At 52.1% G+C, this 17632-nt stretch carries 19 protein-coding genes and 1 tRNA gene; 7 read left to right on the forward strand and 13 right to left on the reverse strand.

Annotated features, from left to right (window positions below):
• Nucleotides 1–28 precede the first annotated feature (28 nt).
• Both ACXJJC_RS08835 and ACXJJC_RS08840 read left to right on the forward strand, forming a co-directional pair.
• The gene (locus ACXJJC_RS08835) at nt 29–709 is read left to right on the forward strand and encodes a hypothetical protein (protein WP_456371097.1); all 681 of its coding nucleotides are present in this window, start codon (nt 29–31) and stop codon (nt 707–709) included.
• 9 nt (nt 710–718) lie between these two features.
• Nucleotides 719–1546, forward strand: a complete 828-nt coding sequence (locus ACXJJC_RS08840; RefSeq protein WP_456371099.1) for a phospholipase D-like domain-containing protein — start codon at nt 719–721, stop codon at nt 1544–1546.
• A 69-nt stretch (nt 1547–1615) separates the two neighbouring features.
• On the opposite strand, the gene ACXJJC_RS08845 is transcribed toward ACXJJC_RS08840, so the two are convergent.
• The 3 genes from ACXJJC_RS08845 to ACXJJC_RS08855 form a co-directional block, all read right to left on the reverse strand.
• On the reverse strand, nt 1616–1837 hold the full coding sequence (locus ACXJJC_RS08845) for a hypothetical protein (RefSeq protein WP_456371100.1): 222 nt from the start codon (nt 1835–1837) through the stop codon (nt 1616–1618).
• Nucleotides 1838–2001: 164 nt separating this feature from the next.
• Nucleotides 2002–2074 (reverse strand) — tRNA-Gln (locus ACXJJC_RS08850).
• A gap of 25 nt (nt 2075–2099) precedes the next feature.
• Nucleotides 2100–2960, reverse strand: coding sequence for an LEA type 2 family protein (locus ACXJJC_RS08855; protein ID WP_456371102.1), 861 nt, complete (start codon nt 2958–2960; stop codon nt 2100–2102).
• A gap of 92 nt (nt 2961–3052) precedes the next feature.
• On the opposite strand from ACXJJC_RS08855, the gene ACXJJC_RS08860 reads away from it, so the two are divergent.
• The 5 genes from ACXJJC_RS08860 (at nt 3053) to ACXJJC_RS08880 (ending at nt 7337) form a co-directional block, all read left to right on the forward strand.
• Nucleotides 3053–4378, forward strand: a complete 1326-nt coding sequence (locus tag ACXJJC_RS08860; RefSeq protein WP_456371104.1) for an NCS2 family permease — start codon at nt 3053–3055, stop codon at nt 4376–4378.
• Between the two features lie 66 nt (nt 4379–4444).
• Nucleotides 4445–4870, forward strand: a complete 426-nt coding sequence (gene ribH / locus ACXJJC_RS08865) for a 6,7-dimethyl-8-ribityllumazine synthase (RefSeq protein ID WP_456371106.1) — start codon at nt 4445–4447, stop codon at nt 4868–4870.
• Entirely contained in the window at nt 4857–5990 is a 1134-nt protein-coding gene (locus ACXJJC_RS08870; protein ID WP_456371107.1) for a pyridoxal phosphate-dependent aminotransferase, read from the forward strand. The genes ribH and ACXJJC_RS08870 overlap by 14 nt, the downstream gene beginning before the upstream one ends.
• 73 nt (nt 5991–6063) lie before the next feature.
• Nucleotides 6064–6708 carry an RAD55 family ATPase gene (locus ACXJJC_RS08875; RefSeq protein WP_456371108.1) on the forward strand — a complete coding sequence of 215 codons (645 nt, stop codon included), beginning with the start codon at nt 6064–6066 and terminating at the stop codon, nt 6706–6708.
• Nucleotides 6705–7337 carry a cytochrome c biogenesis CcdA family protein gene (locus tag ACXJJC_RS08880; RefSeq protein ID WP_456371109.1) on the forward strand — a complete coding sequence of 211 codons (633 nt, stop codon included), beginning with the start codon at nt 6705–6707 and terminating at the stop codon, nt 7335–7337. The genes ACXJJC_RS08875 and ACXJJC_RS08880 overlap by 4 nt, the downstream gene beginning before the upstream one ends.
• Here ACXJJC_RS08880 and ACXJJC_RS08885 read toward each other — a convergent pair.
• Genes ACXJJC_RS08885 through ACXJJC_RS08930 form a run of 10 tightly spaced genes read right to left on the reverse strand, consistent with a single transcriptional unit; the run spans nt 7317 to nt 17630 of the window.
• Complete coding sequence (locus ACXJJC_RS08885) at nt 7317–8228, reverse strand: ribonuclease Z (protein ID WP_456371111.1); 912 nt, start codon at nt 8226–8228, stop codon at nt 7317–7319. The genes ACXJJC_RS08880 and ACXJJC_RS08885 overlap by 21 nt on opposite strands.
• A 6-nt stretch (nt 8229–8234) precedes the next feature.
• On the reverse strand, nt 8235–8555 hold the full coding sequence (gene rpsJ, locus ACXJJC_RS08890; protein WP_048095083.1) for a 30S ribosomal protein S10: 321 nt from the start codon (nt 8553–8555) through the stop codon (nt 8235–8237).
• Between the two features lie 31 nt (nt 8556–8586).
• Nucleotides 8587–9858 (reverse strand): translation elongation factor EF-1 subunit alpha, encoded by a 1272-nt coding sequence (gene tuf / locus ACXJJC_RS08895; RefSeq protein ID WP_456371113.1) that lies wholly within the window; start codon nt 9856–9858, stop codon nt 8587–8589.
• A gap of 51 nt (nt 9859–9909) precedes the next feature.
• Nucleotides 9910–12096 carry an elongation factor EF-2 gene (locus tag ACXJJC_RS08900; RefSeq protein WP_456371115.1) on the reverse strand — a complete coding sequence of 729 codons (2187 nt, stop codon included), beginning with the start codon at nt 12094–12096 and terminating at the stop codon, nt 9910–9912.
• A 5-nt stretch (nt 12097–12101) separates the two neighbouring features.
• Nucleotides 12102–12686: a 30S ribosomal protein S7 gene (rpsG, locus tag ACXJJC_RS08905; RefSeq protein WP_456371117.1), complete on the reverse strand. Its 585-nt coding sequence runs from the start codon at nt 12684–12686 to the stop codon at nt 12102–12104.
• 4 nt (nt 12687–12690) lie between these two features.
• Nucleotides 12691–13119: a 30S ribosomal protein S12 gene (locus ACXJJC_RS08910; protein ID WP_048095092.1), complete on the reverse strand. Its 429-nt coding sequence runs from the start codon at nt 13117–13119 to the stop codon at nt 12691–12693.
• 11 nt (nt 13120–13130) lie between these two features.
• A complete protein-coding gene (locus ACXJJC_RS08915; RefSeq protein ID WP_456371118.1) occupies nt 13131–13550 on the reverse strand; it encodes a NusA-like transcription termination signal-binding factor in 420 nt (139 codons plus the stop codon).
• Nucleotides 13551–13588: 38 nt separating this feature from the next.
• A complete protein-coding gene (locus tag ACXJJC_RS08920) occupies nt 13589–13876 on the reverse strand; it encodes a 50S ribosomal protein L30e (RefSeq protein ID WP_456371120.1) in 288 nt (95 codons plus the stop codon).
• Nucleotides 13873–15018: a DNA-directed RNA polymerase subunit A'' gene (gene rpoA2 / locus ACXJJC_RS08925; protein ID WP_456371130.1), complete on the reverse strand. Its 1146-nt coding sequence runs from the start codon at nt 15016–15018 to the stop codon at nt 13873–13875. Before rpoA2 ends, ACXJJC_RS08920 begins: the two co-directional genes overlap by 4 nt.
• A 2-nt stretch (nt 15019–15020) precedes the next feature.
• Nucleotides 15021–17630: a DNA-directed RNA polymerase subunit A' gene (locus tag ACXJJC_RS08930; protein WP_456371133.1), complete on the reverse strand. Its 2610-nt coding sequence runs from the start codon at nt 17628–17630 to the stop codon at nt 15021–15023.
• Nucleotides 17631–17632: the final 2 nt, after the last annotated feature.

Consider the following 17632-nt stretch of genomic DNA (forward strand, 5'->3'; position numbering starts at 1 on the left):
CTAGATATATTACACAACCTCGTTCCCTGTGGTAAATGCTGTTTTCGGATACACAAGACTTTACAATGATGAAAAACCAGATGAGATAACACTGAGAGCGTTTCCAACATGTGAGGGGAAAACGCCGATCTACGTTAACAGGATATGCTCCGAGGCAATTTTCGTAAGACTTGATCCATCGAGAGTTCTGAAATGGCTTTCAGATAATGGATTTCCAGTGAACAGACCGTCTGGAGTGCGCCCCAGAGACCATTCTGAAATTCTCAGACATCTCGATTCGGTCGAACCATACACGGTGTCTGAGGTAAACAAAACCACCAGAGCCGTTTTCGGTCTTCAGCACACAATTTCACATCTCATGATCAGGGAAGCTTCTGTCCTCAGTGGCATGGAAAGGACCAGCATATCAGAGTTCCACTTTCCAGAAGCACTCACATTTGCCATTTACATCTACGCCTCGGAGTCGTTCATGATGGGTGGCTTCCTCACGCTTCTGGTCCAGAGTTTGAGTGAATGGCTTTACGGTTCTCATGAATCTGGGAAGAGATGCATATACGATCCAGTCTGTATCGACAGTGATGGAGCCTGTCATGCATGCACTCACCTAAGTGAGATCAGCTGTCAGTTTTTCAACAGCTCCAGATTTCTGGACAGGAGACTGGTGTATGGCGGCGGGGGTCTTGCAGGATACTGGGAAGATATCGAATGAGGTGAATTCGTGATAGATCTACTAATGGTTCTGAAAACAGTAGGTCTGAAGTTTGAGATTGTAGCTTCAGCCATACTCCTCAAAAAGTTGAAGGGTGAAACGATCCTCCTCAGCGAAATCTTGGAGATACTCCCCAGTCCCAAGATCGATGTGAATGATGTTCAGGAGTTGATGAATGCCCTTGAAAAAGCCGGGATAGTTGAAAGGCTGGATTCTGAGGAATACAGAATAGTGAAGAACCCCTTTACAATCTACCCACATCTGAAATTGATTGAAGAGACAATTCCGGATATGTCACTCAACATAACAGAACTCGTGTGTTCCATCCCTGAAAACCTGAGACCAAGAGGTCCTGTAGTTCTGAAAAGTGATCTACCTTGGAAATACATGAAGCTTTTAATAAATTCCAGAGAATCTCTAAAAATTGTAAATCCCTTTTTTTCAGAAGAGATCACAAAAATTCTCGAAGACATATTGCCCGGAAAAGCCAGAGATGGCGTGGAAATTGAAATATTCACCAGAGGCATCTCAGATACAGGAAGCAATTTCAACCATATATCCCGACTTGTGAAAAAGATGACAGAGGACGGCGGGATCCAGAATCTCAGGATTTTCGAGTTCTGCGAGGAGTTCGGCTTTCTGCATGCGAAAGTCCTGTTAAGGGACGGGATTCAGGCATACATTGGCAGTGCCAACCTCACCACTGCGTCCTTCAAAAAATCTCTGGAGGTTGGTGTTTTGGTAAAAGGCGATGTAGCTAAAGAACTCGATAAACTGATAAACAATCTGAAAAAGACTGCATTCAGACGTGTTTCATTGAAAACTTTTTTGAAATAGATTTTTTCATTTAGAGTGTAATAAATGTTGACTTAAAAAAGAGTATCCATCCTTCTGGACTATCTGAAATTATGAGAGTCCTTCAACATCATCAGGAAGTGAATAGGGAATCCTCTCAGGGGGACAGATCTGCAAATCTGAAAAACCAATAGAAACAGAACGAACAAATGCAAAAGAGTTAAACAAGTGAAGACAGCACAATCTTAACCCATTTCCCTGTTTCATCCTGTAGTCAATCTGAGGATGTTCGTAAGCATTCTTCAGCCCTTCAAACCTGAGCATGTAGAACATCCGGAGTTCTTCAGCCGTGAAGCAGTGATATTAGTTCAACGTATTCATCATCTTGGTTAAACTGCGGTCACGATCCAGCTAAATCTTTGGGAAAAGTTAGAAACATTAAAAGCTCTTAATTTCTGTAAAGAAGGGATCAGGGGGTTATAGATGTTAAAAAACAATAGCCCCGCGGGGATTCGAACCCCGGTCCCGGGCTCCAAAGGCCCGGATGATTGACCGCTACACCACGGGGCTTTTTAAAAATTGAAAGTTGTGCGGTTTAAATTTTTACCGAGCCTGCAAGTGAGGTGCTGAACTCCGTTTCCTGAGTTACGGGCACGGGATACTCAATTCCCATGAACTCGATGTACATCTTGGCCTCAACCCTCACAGTTGTGTGCTCTCCGTTCTTCACGTGCGATACCCACCACTCCGGAAGCTTCGTGTTATCCATCGTTACAGGAACCTTTATTCCAACCTGCTTACCTGATTTGAGAGCGATGTTCAGGTCCTCAGTGCCTTCTCCCATCACTATCCCGTTCATGAGAATCCGGTACTCGAGCTTCCTCACGTTGAGACTTACCGGAGCGTTGTTCACCGCAGTACCCTTCACGAAGATCTCGGTCCTGAGGTTGTCCACGCTGCCGAGCTCAAGGCCCATGTCTTTCAGAACGAAGATTTTCTTGCCCGCAACAGTCACGCTCTGATCCGGAAAGCGCATCCCGAGTATGTCGGTCACAAATTCCTCTTTCAGCTCAACAGGATACCTGTACTCGGTAATGAGGAGGTTGATGACCGGGATGACTTTTATGAGCATTTCGCTTCTCTCACCCCTTTGCAGGTGACTTACCCACATGTCTCTGATTCTGTCATTCTCAATTTTTATGCTGAGAACGAGCCTGTCCTTCCCAATCTCCACCGCATTCCCCTTGGCTATCTGAATGCCGTTCACGTAGATGTAGGACTCAACATCCTTCAGCGGTAAAAACGGCAGGGGGTTGCTAATATCGACAGTAACCAGGAGCTCGCTGTACTGATCGCTGACCTCTCCCCACTGAGTGTGAACACTCTTAACTTCTGGCTGAACGCAGCCGGTTATGAGAGCGGTCGCAAGGGCTAAAAGGACGAGCCAGTACCTCATAATAATTATTCTCTGCTCGGTACGTTTAAAGCGTTTCGGTGGAGTGCAGGAGATCACGCAAACTTTAATAAACACCCCACTTAGCTACTCCCATGACTCTCGAGGACTATTTTGAGTTTGGCAAATACCGAACGGATATGAGAACGGAGGTACTCGCGGGTTTGACAACATTCATGACGATGTCATACATCATATTCGTAAACCCGCTGATCCTCAGCGATGCCATTGGAAAGGACGCGATACCCAGCCTCGTGACAGCAACTGCACTCTCTGCGGGAATAGCAACCATAATAATGGGCCTCTACGCAAGGAAGCCATTCGCTCTCGCTCCGGGAATGGGGCTGAATGCGTACTTCACCTACGGTGTCGTGCTCGGAATGGGGTACTCCTGGGAGGTCGCCCTTGCAGCTGTCTTCGTTGAGGGTCTGCTCTTCATAGTTCTCTCGATATCCGGGCTGAGGACTGCCGTGATAAACGCAATACCACCATCACAGAAGTACGCGATTGGCGCAGGTATAGGACTGTTCCTGACGCTGATCGGGATGAAGGCAGCTGGCATAGTCGTCGACAGCCCCGCAACCCTCATAACTCTCGGGTCCGAGAACTTCGGAAAGCCCGAGTTCTGGGTTGCGATGATAGGGCTCGTGGTCGCGTTCATCCTGATGGTGAGGAACATTCCCGGCGCGCTGCTGTTCTCAATCGTCATCGCAACAGTCTCAGCCATCCTCCTCGGAGTCTCGCCACCCCCGGAGAGCCTCGTAGCCATGCCCACTCTGGACAAGACGCTGTTCAAACTCGACCTCTCAGGGCTGTTCAGCGTGGGAGCACTGGGAGTGATATTCGCGTTCTTCATGGTCGACTTTTTCGACACTCTCGGAACAGTCGCAGGACTGAGTGCGAAGGCAGGGTTCATGAAGGAGGACGGCAGCATACCCGACAGCGAGAAGATACTCCTCACAGATGCTATAGGAACGTCGCTTGGTGCACTGCTCGGCACATCGACCGTGACAACTTACATTGAGAGTGCCGCAGGTATAGAGGAGGGTGGAAGGACCGGAATGGTTGCGGTTGTTGTCGGATTGCTCTTCCTCGCCGTCGGCCTCTTCGTTTCGCCGATTGCGAAGGTCATTCCGGCGCAGGCAACCGCCCCCGCCCTCATGATAGTCGGTTTCTACATGCTGACCGTCGTGAGGGACATAGACTTCGACGACCTCACGGAGGCGCTGCCAGCTTTCTTCGTGCTCGTGACCATACCGTACACCTACTCGATTGCCGACGGAATCGGTGCGGGATTCATAAGCTACGTCGTGCTGAAGCTGGTCGCCGGAAGGTACAGGGAAGTCCACCCGCTCATGTACTTCCTGGCGCTGGTTTTCGTAGCCTACTTCATGTACCTCGGGGGAATAATCAAAATTTGACCCCCGATTTCTTTTTTAGTATTCGTTTGTAGTTATTATTATATACTCAAAGACACAGCTTGCAGTATGGAAAAAATCAGACTTGGCCTGATCGTTGCAGAATTCAACAGAGACATAACGTACATGATGGAGGTTCTCGCAAAGGAGCATGCCGAGTTTCTCGGTGCAGAGGTCAGCGAGGTAATTCGCGTACCTGGAGTTTTTGACATTCCGATCGCGCTTAAGAAGATGCTGGAAAAAAGGAGAATCGATGCCGTTGCGACACTCGGCTGCGTCATAGAGGGAGAGACGGAACACGATGAGGTCGTTGCACAGCACGCGGCGAGGAAGATCATGGACCTCAGCCTCGAGTACGGGATTCCCGTTACACTCGGAATAAGCGGCCCCGGAATGGGGAGAATTGCTGCTCAGCAGAGAATAGAGTACGCAAAGAGAGCAGTAGAGGCAGCAGTAAAGCTCGTCAGGAGGATAAGGGAATATGAGCAGGGCTGACCTCATTCAGCCTTCAGCCACGATGAAAATATCCGAGAGGGCGAGGCAGCTCAGAAGGGAGGGTAAAGACGTAATAGACATGGGCCTCGGGGAACCCGACTTTTCCACACCCCCTCACATAGTCGAGGCCGCATGCAGAGCACTCAGGGAAGGAAAAACCACATACGCTCCCGCACAGGGAATTCCCGAGCTCAGGGAGGTAATCGCCGAGAAGCTGAACGCCGAAAACGGAATTCAGGCAACCCCAGAGAACGTCATAGTCACGTCAGGAGCGAAGTACGCGATATATGAGGCGATGCAGGTCATGATCGAGCCAGGAGACGAGGTCATCCTCCTCGAACCGGCGTGGGTCAGTTACGAGGCGTGCATTCTCCTCGCAGGCGGTAAACCCGTTTTCGTCAGACACGACGAGAGCTTCAAGTCGGCGGAAGTTGGAGAGCACATCACTTCGAAAACGAAGATGATAGTTGTGAACAGCCCGAACAACCCAATAGGAGTCGTGTATCCCAGGAGCTTCCTGAAAGAGATCGCGGACCTCGCATCCGACCACGGACTGTACGTTATGGCGGACGAGGTGTACGAAAAGATTGTGTTCGATGGGGAGCACCACAGCATAGCGAGCTTCGACGGCATGTTCGAGAGGACGATCACGATCAATGCGTTCTCAAAAACGTACGCCATGACCGGGTGGAGGCTCGGATACGCTGTCGCACCAGAGGAGGTAATCGCGAGAATGAGAAAGATACAGTCACATTCAATCAGCTCACCGACGACCTTCGTGCAGTACGCGGGCGTGGCAGCGCTGAAGGGTGACCAGAGTTTCGTTGAGAGCATGGTAGAGGAGTTCAGAAAGCGGAGGGACATGCTCGCAAAGGGGCTTGACGAGCTCGGAATAGAGTACGCACCTCCAGAGGGTGCGTTTTACGTGTTCATGAACACGGGAATGGACGGAGACGAGTTCTCGAGGAAGTTTCTCGAGGAGTTCCACGTCGCAGTGACCCCGGGATCCGGGTTCGGGAGGAGTTACAGCAGCTGGGTCAGGCTCAGCTACGCGACAAGTGAAGACAGAATTGCCGAGATGCTCAGGAGGCTCGAAAAGTTTCTGGAAAGGCTGGGCTGAATATCTTGCCCGCTATTTGATAATCAATATCGATAAAAAATTTTTTAAATCTAAAATTCGTCAGGGTGGTTAGATGGGTTCGATGCTGCTCATTGGATCACCTGGCACCGGAAAAACAAGGCTCATTCTCAAGTATTTGAAGTACTACAAAAGAGCGCTTTGGGTGGCCACGACTGAGAGCGCCCCGGACGTCAGGAAAAAGCTCGTCGATTTTGACGGTGAGCTGTGGGTCGTGGACACTCACACCTGGGACCAGAAAGTAGATGTAAGTGACAGGGACATCATTGTGAGCAACCCGATGAACCTCAACGAGGTCAGCATCGCAATTGGAAAGGCCCTTGACAGCCTGAAGAGAGATTACTTCATCGCATTCGACTCCATATCTGGCCTGCTTCTGTACCACACACCTCCAAAGGTCATACACTTCCTCAGAAACATAGTCGTGAGGATGAACACGGACAACGGCTCGGGGATATTCACGCTGGTCAAAAACGCGCACGATGTGCACACCGAAACGTCGATAAGCCTCGTCTTCCAGAACATCATAGAACTCGACAGGGTGTTCAACGGAGACAGCGTCAAGAGGTACATAAGAATAATCAGGGCCTCTCAGTACGTGGAAAAGGAGGTCGCTGAGTTCAAGTTCGTCAAAAACGATGTCATCATTCCCGAAGATTTTGATAGGTTCATCAAAAACCAGCTGAACATAAAGGCATGATAACCCTTCTCGTCCTCTCATACGTGGCCGGACTTATATCGATAATCTCCCCCTGCGTGCTGCCAATGGTTCCCGTGATATTCGCAGGGTCTCAGGGAAGCTGGAAGAGGGGCGTTACGATAATTGCAGGCATGATCACGTTCTTCACCGCGCTGGGATACATACTGCCAGCAGTGGGGAAGGCCGGGATTTTCAGGATTGTAGCCTACCTCGGACTGACGATTTTCGGAGTGATCATGATCTCGGACGACCTTTACGGGAAATACTCGGCCCTGACGTCGAGGGCTGTCGGAAAGATGAAGATTCCTGCTGACTCATTTCTCTTCGGCGGGTTCTTAGGGCTCGTCTGGTCGCCCTGCATTGGCCCGATTGTCGGAGCGCTGCTGAGCTACAACGCCGTGAGCTCCACCAGTGGAGAGGGTGCACTGTCAATGCTCTTCTTTGGCCTCGGAATCGCGACGGGAATAGGGCTGATTTTGAAGTATGGTGAGAAAAGAAGGCTTTTTGCCGAGTACGGTGAGAGGCTCAGGAAGATCTCTGGATACATAATACTCCTGTTCGTCCTCCTTCTGGTCACAGGAATATACGACAGCATTGAGGTCCTGCTCTCAAGGTTTATCCCTGTTTAGCTCAAGGGTCATGAAGTCCTCGGCAACCACCGTCTCCCTGAACAGCGCTCTTGCCTCCGAAAGGAGTGGAGACGCGTCTTTTGAGTACCTCGCACTTATGTGTGTCAGAACGAGTTTCCTTACTCCTGCTGCTCCCGCCACCTCCGCCGCCTCCCTGGCAGTGGAGTGCTTGGTGTACTCCGCCCACTCCTGCAGGTCTGACGTGAAGGAAGAGTCGTGGATGAGCACATCTGCTCCTTCAGCCACCTCGACCGTCCTCTCCGTCGGCCTCGTGTCACCGGTGTAGACGAGCTTTCTCCCCCTCACAACACCGTCGGTCACCATCTCAGGCGTTACGAGCCTGCCATCCCAGACGACGCTCTGACCGCTTGCAAGTCGCCTGTAAACCGGTCCAGGAGGAATTCCGAGCTTCTTGGCCTTTTCTGGAGAAAACCTGTAGAAGTAGTCCTCCACAACCGCATATCCAACGCTCCTCACAATGTGGTCGGTTTTGAAAGCGACAACCCTGAAATTCTGGAACCTCACCTGATCTCCGTCCCTCAGGCCGTGAACCCGGATTTCAAAGTCGAGATTATCGTATCCGAACTCGGAAAACAGACCCCTGAGAAACCCTGGTTCGGGGCAGTAGATGTAAAGCGGTTTCTCCCTGCCGTTGAGCGACATGCTCTCTATGAGCCCGAAGAGGCCTATGAAGTGGTCCGTGTGCATGTGGGTGATGAACACCGAGCTCACACCGAAGCCCGTTTTTGCGGCCATCATCTGCCTCTGCGTGCCCTCTCCACAGTCAAAGAGGAGCTTCTCACCACCAAAGGAGACGAAAATTGAAGAGGGATTCCGCTCAACTGTCGGAACTGTGCCAGAAGTTCCAAGAAATGTGATTTTGAATTGCATAAAAAATTAGCTTTCGAGAACGATTTCTATGTTAACGTCCTTGGGAACCTGAATCCTCATTATCTGCCTGAGCGCCCTCTCATCTGCTGCTATGTCTATGAGCCTCTTGTGAATCCTCATTTCCCAGTGATCCCAAGTTTCGCTGCCCTCACCGTCTGGAGACTTCCTTGTCGGTACTACAAGCCTCTTGGTTGGCAGGGGAATCGGGCCGCTGATCTCAACACCTGTCTTCAGCGCTATCTCCTTGATCTGGTTGCAGATTCTGTCGAGGTCCTGGGGATTAAGCCCAGACAGCCTGATCCTTGCCTTGTAACCCTTTATAGCCATAACAGTTCACCCTAAAAAGAAAAATGGAGGGTTAACCTCTTGGCGTAACTTCGAGAACCATACCAGCTGCAACGGTCATGCCCATGTCTCTCACTGCAAACCTGCCGAGCGGTGGGATGTCCTTGACCTTCTCGATCACCATCGGCCTTGTGGGCTGGAGCTTCACAACTGCAGCATCTCCGGTCTTCAGGAACTGCGGGTTCTCCTCCTTGACCTGACCCGTTCTCGGGTCGATCTTCTTCTGGAGCTCAACGAACTGGCAGGCAACCTGAGCGGTGTGAGCGTGCACGACAGGCGTGTATCCCACGGTAATGGCGGTGGGGTGCTGAAGCACGACAATCTGGGCGGTGAAGTCCCTGACGACCGTTGGCGGGTTGTCGGGGTGGCCTGCAACATCTCCTCTCCTTATGTCGTTCTTGCTGACACCTCTCACGTTGAAGCCGATGTTGTCACCAGGCTCTGCCTGCTGAATGGGCTCGTGGTGCATCTCGATGCTCTTGACCTCTCCAGTAACGCCGGCGGGGTTGAAGATGACCTTGTCTCCAACCTTCAGCACACCGCTCTCAACTCTGCCAACCGGAACGGTTCCAACACCGCTGATTGAGTAAACGTCCTGAATCGGGATTCTGAGCGGCTTGTCCACAAGCTTCTCTGGCGGCTTGAGCTGGTCAATTGCCTCGAAGATCGTTACGCCGTTGTACCAGGGAGTCTTGTCGCTCTTCTTGAGGACGTTGTCACCGTTGTAAGCCGAGACCGGAATGAATGGAACCTCGCTCGGCTTGTATCCGACGAGCTGGATGAGCTTTGCAACCTGCTCCTTACACTTCTCGTAGGCCTGCTGGTCGTAGTTGACCCTGTCCATCTTGTTGATGGCGACGATGAGCTGGTTTATACCGAGAGTTCTTGAGAGGAACACGTGCTCCTTGGTCTGGGCCTGCACGCAGTCCACGACATCAACGACGAGAATGGCGGCATCAGCCTGAGATGCACCGGTGATCATGTTCTTGATGAAGTCCCTGTGTCCCGGGCAGTCGACGATCGTAACCTCGTACTTCTGGGTGTTGAACTTCCTGTGAGCTACGTCAATCGTAATACCTCTCTCCCTCTCCTCCTTCAGCCTGTCCATGACCCACGCAAACTCGAACGTTGCCTTACCCTTCTCCTGAGCCTCCTGCCTGTACTTCTCAATTATGTGCTCCGGAATCTCTCCCGCGTCGTACAGCAGCCTTCCAATCAGAGTCGACTTTCCGTGGTCGACGTGTCCGATCATTGCAATGTTAATATGCTCCTTCTCCTTTGCCATATTTCTTCACCTCCTTCTCAGACTTAAGAAATTAGAGGGTTTATAAAACTTTCACCCGAGGAAGTCCTCGGGCTTTGGAAACTCAAGCTTCAGGCCCTTCCTCTGCCTTACCTCCATCACAAACTGCTCGAACAGATTCTGAGGCACGAGCTCGAAGCCTGCGAACTCAACACTCCATATAGCCTTTCCTGAGGTCGCGCTCCTGATCGCTCCTGCAAACCCGAACATCTCCTTCACAGGAGCTTTGGCGACCACCGTGATCATGTCACCCTCAGAGTTTATCTCCAGCACCTGGCCCCTCCTGCCCTGAATCTCCCTCGTAACGGCACCCATCATCTCCTGCGGGACCGTTATGTACACCTTCTGGTAGGGCTCGAGGAACGCGGGATTAGCCTGAAGCATCGCTGCAAAGATCGCTGATCTGACAGCAGGAATGACCTGTGCCGGCCCCCTGTGGACAGCATCCTCATGAAGCTTACAGTCAACCAGCTTGACCTTCAGGCCATACACTGGCTCTCTCGCGATTGGGCCGGCCTGCATGGCCTCCCTGAATCCCTCGAGGATTAGCTCCATGGTCTCGTTCAGGTACTGGATACCCTTGGTCACGTCAACGAATATGTTGCCCTCGAAGTACTCCTGAATGCCCGCAGCCTCATCTCCGGGCAGTCCGGCCTCCTCGAGCTTCCTCCTCCTCTCCTTCTTGTCCATCTTCATGTCTACCTCGCCTTCCTTGAATGCCCTGATGACGTCCTCGGGGCATGGCTCCACAACAATGTAGAACCTGTTGTGCTTGTTGGGCGACTTGCCCTCCACGACAGGAGAGGTGTTCGTCACAGTCTCCCTGAACACGACTATTGGCGGAGAGGTCTTGACCTCGAGCCCGAAGTCCCTCCTGATCCTCTCAACCTTGACCTCGAGGTGAAGCTCACCCATTCCGCTTATCAGGTGCTCACCCGTCTCCTCGTTGAGCGTAACCTGGAGAGTTGGATCCTCCTTGGCGAGCTTCCTGAGCACCTCGATGAGCTTGGGCAGATCTCTCGGGTTCTTGGCCTCGATGGCCATCGTAACGACCGGCTCGCTGAAGTGCTTGATGCTCTCGAACGGCTCCATGTCCTCCACGGTGGAGCAGGTAGAACCTGCGGACGCGTCCTTCAGACCGACGAGCGCAACTATGTTGCCCGCAGGAATCTCCTCAACCTCCACCCTCCTCGGACCCATGAAGAGGCCAACAGTCTGCGCCCTGTTCTTGGCCTTCTTGTCGAGGATGTATAGCTCTGTTCCCGGCTTGAGGGTTCCGCTGAAAAGCCTCCCAACGGCGATCTCACCTGCGTGCGGGTCGGTGACGATCTTGGTGATCATCAGAGCAACAGGACCTTTCGGATCGCAGTTCAGCATGGCCTGTCCGACCTTGGAGTTGATGTCGCCCTTCCATATCGTCGGAATCCTCCTCTTCTGGGCCTCTATCGGCGAGGGCAGGTGCCTGATGACCATGTCGAGGACAACCTTGTAGAGCGGGCTCTTCTTCGCGAGGGTCTTTGAGTCGTCTGCCTTGAGGTACTCGTAAACCTCCTTGAAGCCAATCCCGGTTTCCTTCATCGACGGGACACTCACGGCCCAGTTGTAGAGGGCGGAGCCGAAGGCAACACTTCCATTCGCAACGTCGAGTTTCCACTCGTCGTACTTCTCCGGCTTGACCGACTTTATGAACTTGTTAACATCGGCAATGACCTTGACAAACCTCTTCTGCATCTCCTCGGGAGTGACCTCAAGCTCCCTTATCAGCCTGTCAACCTTGTTCACGAAAAGCACGGGCTTGACGTTCTCCTTGAGAGCCTGCCTGAGAACGGTCTCGGTCTGTGGCATTATACCCTCGACAGCATCAACGACAACTATGACTCCGTCAACAGCCCTCATCGCCCTCGTAACCTCTCCTCCGAAGTCCACATGCCCGGGTGTGTCGATGAGGTTGATCAGGTAGTCCTCACCGTTGTACTCGTGAACCATCGAAACGCTTGCCGAGTTTATCGTGATGCCCCTCTCCTGCTCCTGCGAGTCGAAGTCGAGGTACAGCTGCCTTCCTGCGAGTTCCTCGCTGATCATTCCCGCACCGGCAAGAAGGTTGTCGGAAAGGGTGGTCTTTCCGTGGTCAATGTGGGCGACGATGCCCATGTTTCTGATCTTGTCCGGCTTGTACATCAGCTCCTTGATCTTGTCAACCATTTTCTTTGCTCTCGTCATTCACATCACCTTGCCGACTTGGCAACCCTCTCAATCTCCTCCTTCTTCGCCACGGCATAGCTCCTGCTCTCGTTGTTGGCAGCTGCGATGAGCTCGTCTGCAAGACAGGCAGCTATGCTCCTCTTCGACTTGAAAGCCGCTCTTCTTGCACCCTCAGCAATGTTCCTGAGAGCGATATCAACCCTCCTCGAGCTTGAGGTGTCAACGGACTTGGGAACGGCAATACCACCGTACTTCAGCCTGACGACCTCCTCTCTCGGACCAGCGTTGATGATCGCATCAACGAGAACCTGAATCGGGTTCTTCTTCGTTTTCTTCTCGATGATCTCGAACGCCTCCTTCACAATGTCGTACGCGAGCATCTTCTTGCCCGTGTTGTGGCCCTTCCTCATCACCTTGTTGATGAGCCTTTCGACGATGAAGACCCTCTGCTTGGCGAAGGGTGTGTTCGCGTGCCTGCCATGAGTGTGAGGCACAACCCTTGGCTCCAGGCATATGTAGTTTCTGAGAGCGGGATCGCTAACCTCAACCTCACCGGCATCGTACTTCCCGAATACAAGCAGCTCCTCCTTGGTAAGACCGTATTTCATGGAATCACCTCAACCTCTTCTCCTTCTTGCCCTTCCAGAGCTCTTTGAGGCTCGTGTTGTTAACCTTTATAACCTTGAATCTCACACCCGGAATGTCACCCATACTCCTGCCCATCCTTCCTCCTATCCTCTCAATGATTACCTCGTCGTGCTCGTCTATGAAGTTGATAGCCCCGTCTCCTGGTGTGAACGCCGTGACCTGCTTGCCGTTCTTTATGAGCTGTACCCTCACGGCCTTTCTGATAGCCGAGTTGGGCTGTCTCGCCTCGATACCGATTTTCTCCAGCACGATTCCCCTCGCCATCGGTGCTCCTTCAAGCGGGTCAGCCTTCACGTTCAGCTCGAGTATCCTCCTCACGTACCTCTTATCGCTCCACCTGAACTTCTTCCTGTTTTCGATGAGCTTTCTCGCCGCAAATAATCCTCTGCCCATTCCTCACCACCTCATTTGACTATCACATTCTCGATATCGTGATGTCTTCTCACAAGCTCCTTGACTTTGTTTATATTTTTTCCGCCCTTACCGATTACGAGTCCCTTGTACTGGAGGGGCGCCTGAACGTAGGCTATTTTCTTGCCCTCCCGCTCCACGATGTTCACTTTAACCTTCACCGGGCGGAACAGGTTCTGAATGAACTCCTGAGGGTCGTCGCTGTGCTCGAGGACCTCGACCTTCTTACCTATAATCTCCCTCGCCTTCTCAACATTTATTCCGCCCTTCCCAATTGCGAGACCCATATCGCCCTTTCTCACGAGAAAGACGACCTTGTCATCATATATCAAACAGTCCTTGACATTCGCACCAGTTAGACTCTCGAAAAGAGCGATATACCTTATGCTTTCAGTCGATAGCTTAACTCCCATAAATATCCCCCAAAAATATTAAAATATTTGATGTTGCTTCAGCTCGCATTGAGGATTTCAGACTCGCCCTCATTCACAATCGCAAGTGCGGCAACGCTGAAGGGTTTACCGCAAATGGCCCCGAGCTCCATGTTCGTGCCATCATATGTTATTACCCTGACGTCGTACTGCCTGAGCTTTTCAAGCACCTCTTCCGGACAGTTCCTCGCAACTATTACCAGCTTGGCCTTTCCGTCCCTGACAGCTTTTATCGTCCTCTTACTACCCACATAAACCTCTCCTGTCTTCAGAGCTCTCCTCAATGCCTTACTCAAATCCACCTTCATTCATCTCCCCCCGTGAACAGCTTTACTCTCAACTCCACATCTCCCGTTCCAAGCTTTATGGGCTGCCCGACTATTATGTTCTCGGTTATCCCATTCAGCCTGTCCACCTCACCCCTCACAGCAGCGTCGAGCAGGTTGTTCACCGTCATCTCGAACGCGGCTCTGGCAAGTATGCTCTGCTTTTCTCCAGCAATTCCATGCCTTCCAATCTGCTTCAACTCTCCGTCAGCAGTCATCACGTCTGCGACGAGCATTATGTGCCTCCTGTCAACCTCAAGACCCTGCTCTTCCAGGGTGGATATCGCCTCATTTATCACCGCGTTTCTCGCAGCCTCGATCCCAAGCACCTCATATATCTCATATATATTATTTGTTACCGTCCTCGTGAAGTCGACACCCTTCTCCTTCATCACCCTCTTCAGGTTCGAACCTTCGGTGTACAGGACGTACTCGTCCCCCTCCTTCCTTATGATGACCCTCCTTATTTCCTTTATTCCGGAAACCACGAGCCTCTTGAGCTTCTCGAACGTGTCCATCAGCAGCTTGTAGGACGGTTCCTCGATCTGAATTACGAAGTCTCCGCCCTCCTCACTTACCTCCATCTTGATGCTCTTTTCTATCTTCTTCCTCAGCTTCTCCCTGTCCAGGCCCTTCCTCTCGAGAGCCTTTTCGTCCGGCCTGACTATGACCCTCATGTACCTCAGATCCGTTATTATCTCAGCCACGTCGGTCACGTACGTCGCCTCAATCCTGTTAGCAACCTCTCTGGCCTTCTCCCTGTCCTTAGCGTATTCCGGCAGAAGCTTTATCGTCATCATTGGGGTTGACGGGTTCTTTCTCACGTCCAGAATTTCTATCAGCCTCGGAAGGCCGAGGGTGACGTTGATCTCAGCAACACCTGCATAGTGGAACGTTCTCATCGTCATCTGCGTACCGGGCTCGCCTATGGACTGCGCTGCAACGATGCCAGCCGCTTCCCCCGGCTCGACCAGGTTTCTCAGGTAGGCCTCGTAGCACCTCTCAATGACCTTCCTTGCGGTTTCTTCGTCAGCACCTATCCTCTCAAGCTCCTCAACTATCTCCCTCTTCAGATTCTCGGGAAACGGGTAACCCTCAAGGAGAGTGTAATAGATCTCGCTCATGTTCAATCACTCCTCCCAACTACTTCCCTGACTATCCTCCTAACATCAACGGCCTTACCTCTGAAGCTCTTCATCGGGTCCACTCCGTCCTGACCGTATCTGAACTGAACGAGCAGGCCGCTCGTCTGCTCCTTAACAGTCCCATCATAGTCAACCTTGAGGTCCTGAAGCGCATTGATGAGCCTCCTCTGGAGGTAACCCGACTGCGAAGTCCTGACGGCAGTGTCGACGAGACCCTCTCTACCTCCGACGGCGTGGAAGAAGAACTCAATCGGGTTGAGTCCCTCCTTGTAGCTGCTCCTGACGAAGCCCCTCGCCTCTGGTCCGAGGTCTCCGGGCTTGAAGTGGGGCAGGGTTCTGTTCGTGTACGTGTACCCCCTCTTTATCCTCTCACCTCTGACGGATTGCTGTCCAATGCAGGCGGCCATCTGGGTGAGGTTGAGCATCGAACCCCTCGCACCGCTCACGGCCATGATTACTGCAGCGTTGTCCATACCGAGGTGCTTTCCTGCGATCTTACCTGCCATGTCTCTCGCCCTGCCAAGCTCCTGCATTATCTTCATCTCGAGTGTTTCCTCAATACTCCTTCCCGGCATCGGCTCGAGGTTGCCCTGCTTGTAGGCCTCTATCAGCTTCCAGACCTTGTCCTCAGCCTCCCTTATGACCTGATCAATCTGCTCCCTCGCCTCCTTTGGAATGTCAACGTCATCTATGCCCACAGTGAAGCCCGTGTACATTATGGCCCTTATCGCGAGCCTTGTCATGTTGTCTATGAACTTCCTCGCCTCTTCGGTTCCGTACTTCCTGATGATCTCGTCTATGACTATACCCTTGAACGCACCCACGGCCTTCTCGTCAATCGTCCCGACGACGAGCTCTCCGTTCTTTATGTAAACGTAGGCGTCATGCTCACACTCAACACCCCTGCACGTCTCGCAGCCCTGACATATCTCCGCCTTGAACTCGATGGAAATGTCCGGGAGTATCATGCTGAAGATCTGCTTCCCAGTCCACCTGCCGTCGTACTTGGGCTCGGGGAGCTTCGTTATTTCGAGAGGCCTTATGATCTCCATGACCTCGCTCTTGATGAACAGCTTCTCCCCTCTCGTCAGCAGGTAAAGGCCGGAGATGTGGTCGTGAATTCCGCCGATGATCGGCCCACCAAACCTGGGCGAGAGTATGTGCTCCTGCACTGCCATGAGTATCTTCGCCTCTGCCTGAGCCTCGAGGCTCTGGGGGACGTGAAGGTTCATCTCGTCCCCGTCAAAGTCGGCGTTGTACGGAGGACAAACCGCAGGATTCAGCCTGAACGTCTTGTAAGGCAGAACCCTGACGTAGTGTGCCATGATGCTCATTCTGTGGAGAGAGGGCTGCCTGTTGAAAAGAACGATGTCACCATCCATAAGCTGCCTTTCCACTATCCATCCAGGCGCGAGCTTCTCGGCGAGCTCTTCCCTGTTTGTTTCGATGACCCTTATTCTCCTGCCGTCCTCCCTTATGACGTAGTTGGCCTTGGGATGCGTGTCGTTCAGGATGAACTCCCTGGCCTCATCTATGTTCTTCTCGGTAACGTAGATTGGAACCGTCAGCTCCTCAGCGATTTCCTGAGGGACGCCAACCTCGTTGATGCTCAGGTTGGGATCGGGGCTTATAACCGTTCTCGCAGAGAAGTTCACTCTCTTACCGGACAGGCTTCCCCTGAACCTTCCCTCCTTTCCTTTAAGCCTCTGAGCGAGAGTCTTGAGAGGTCTACCACTCCTGTGCCTCGCAGGAGGGATTCCAGATACCTCGTTGTCGAGGTAGGTTGTGACGTGGTACTGCAGAAGCTCCCAGAGGTCCTCGAGAATCAGCTGGGGAGCTCCGGCTTCCTTGTTCTCCATAAACCTCTGGTTTATCCTGATTATGTCAACGAGCTTGTGAGTCAGGTCGTCCTCACTCCTCTGCCCAGTTTCCAGGATGATAGATGGTCTCACAGTAACTGGAGGGACCGGAAGGACCGTCAGAACCATCCACTCAGGCCTCACGGCTTTTGGATCCATTCCGAACGCGGGGAGGTCTTCATCCGGTATCTTCTCGAGCCTTTCCCTTACATCCCTCGGAGTCAGTCTGTGCTCGTTCTCATAGTAGAACGTCGGCTTCTCGAACTTCACCTCTATCTGCTCAGCCCCGCAGTGGGGACACTTCTTCGTGGCTTTCGTGAGTCTGAAGACCTCCTTAACGACGTCATCAATCTCCTGGCCGAGCTTTTTCTTGTCCTCAATCATCTGAATGAACCTGTCCCTCTTGTCGTCCTTCAGCAGAATCCTTCCACACTCCCTGCAGGTCGCGTTCAGAAGTCTCGCTATCAGCTTGGCATAGCCAACGTGAATTACCGGAGCTGCAAGCTCAATATGGCCGAAGTGGCCCGGACATTCACCTGCTTTTCCACCACAGGTCTTGCACTTCAGTCCGGGATCTATAACCCCGAGCCTCGGATCCATCAGCCCAAATTCGATAGGGAAGCCATCGTCATCGTAGGTTTCCGGAGTGATGATCTTGACGACACTCATCTTCCTGATTTCCTTCGGGCTCAGAACCTCAAACCTAATACCCGCAATTCTCTTTGGAATCATCT

Source organism: Geoglobus sp. (genome assembly GCF_054018175.1).

Excerpts from the sequence above, each read along its gene's own strand:
- ACXJJC_RS08875 (WP_456371108.1), top strand. The coding sequence starts at position 6,064 with ATGGGTTCGATGCTGCTCATTGGATCACCTGGCACCGGAAAAACAAGG.
- ACXJJC_RS08900 (WP_456371115.1), bottom strand. The coding sequence starts at position 12,096 with ATGACGAGAGCAAAGAAAATGGTTGACAAGATCAAGGAGCTGATGTAC.
- ACXJJC_RS08930 (WP_456371133.1), bottom strand. The coding sequence starts at position 17,630 with ATGATTCCAAAGAGAATTGCGGGTATTAGGTTTGAGGTTCTGAGCCCG.
- rpsG (WP_456371117.1), bottom strand. The coding sequence starts at position 12,686 with ATGAAATACGGTCTTACCAAGGAGGAGCTGCTTGTATTCGGGAAGTAC.
- ribH (WP_456371106.1), top strand. The coding sequence starts at position 4,445 with ATGGAAAAAATCAGACTTGGCCTGATCGTTGCAGAATTCAACAGAGAC.
- rpsJ (WP_048095083.1), bottom strand. The coding sequence starts at position 8,555 with ATGGCTATAAAGGGTTACAAGGCAAGGATCAGGCTGTCTGGGCTTAAT.
- ACXJJC_RS08885 (WP_456371111.1), bottom strand. The coding sequence starts at position 8,228 with ATGCAATTCAAAATCACATTTCTTGGAACTTCTGGCACAGTTCCGACA.
- ACXJJC_RS08920 (WP_456371120.1), bottom strand. The coding sequence starts at position 13,876 with ATGAAGGTGGATTTGAGTAAGGCATTGAGGAGAGCTCTGAAGACAGGA.
- tuf (WP_456371113.1), bottom strand. The coding sequence starts at position 9,858 with ATGGCAAAGGAGAAGGAGCATATTAACATTGCAATGATCGGACACGTC.
- ACXJJC_RS08870 (WP_456371107.1), top strand. The coding sequence starts at position 4,857 with ATGAGCAGGGCTGACCTCATTCAGCCTTCAGCCACGATGAAAATATCC.
- rpoA2 (WP_456371130.1), bottom strand. The coding sequence starts at position 15,018 with ATGAGCGAGATCTATTACACTCTCCTTGAGGGTTACCCGTTTCCCGAG.
- ACXJJC_RS08855 (WP_456371102.1), bottom strand. The coding sequence starts at position 2,960 with ATGAGGTACTGGCTCGTCCTTTTAGCCCTTGCGACCGCTCTCATAACC.
- ACXJJC_RS08860 (WP_456371104.1), top strand. The coding sequence starts at position 3,053 with ATGACTCTCGAGGACTATTTTGAGTTTGGCAAATACCGAACGGATATG.
- ACXJJC_RS08845 (WP_456371100.1), bottom strand. The coding sequence starts at position 1,837 with ATGTTCTACATGCTCAGGTTTGAAGGGCTGAAGAATGCTTACGAACAT.
- ACXJJC_RS08915 (WP_456371118.1), bottom strand. The coding sequence starts at position 13,550 with ATGGGAGTTAAGCTATCGACTGAAAGCATAAGGTATATCGCTCTTTTC.
- ACXJJC_RS08910 (WP_048095092.1), bottom strand. The coding sequence starts at position 13,119 with ATGGGCAGAGGATTATTTGCGGCGAGAAAGCTCATCGAAAACAGGAAG.
- ACXJJC_RS08880 (WP_456371109.1), top strand. The coding sequence starts at position 6,705 with ATGATAACCCTTCTCGTCCTCTCATACGTGGCCGGACTTATATCGATA.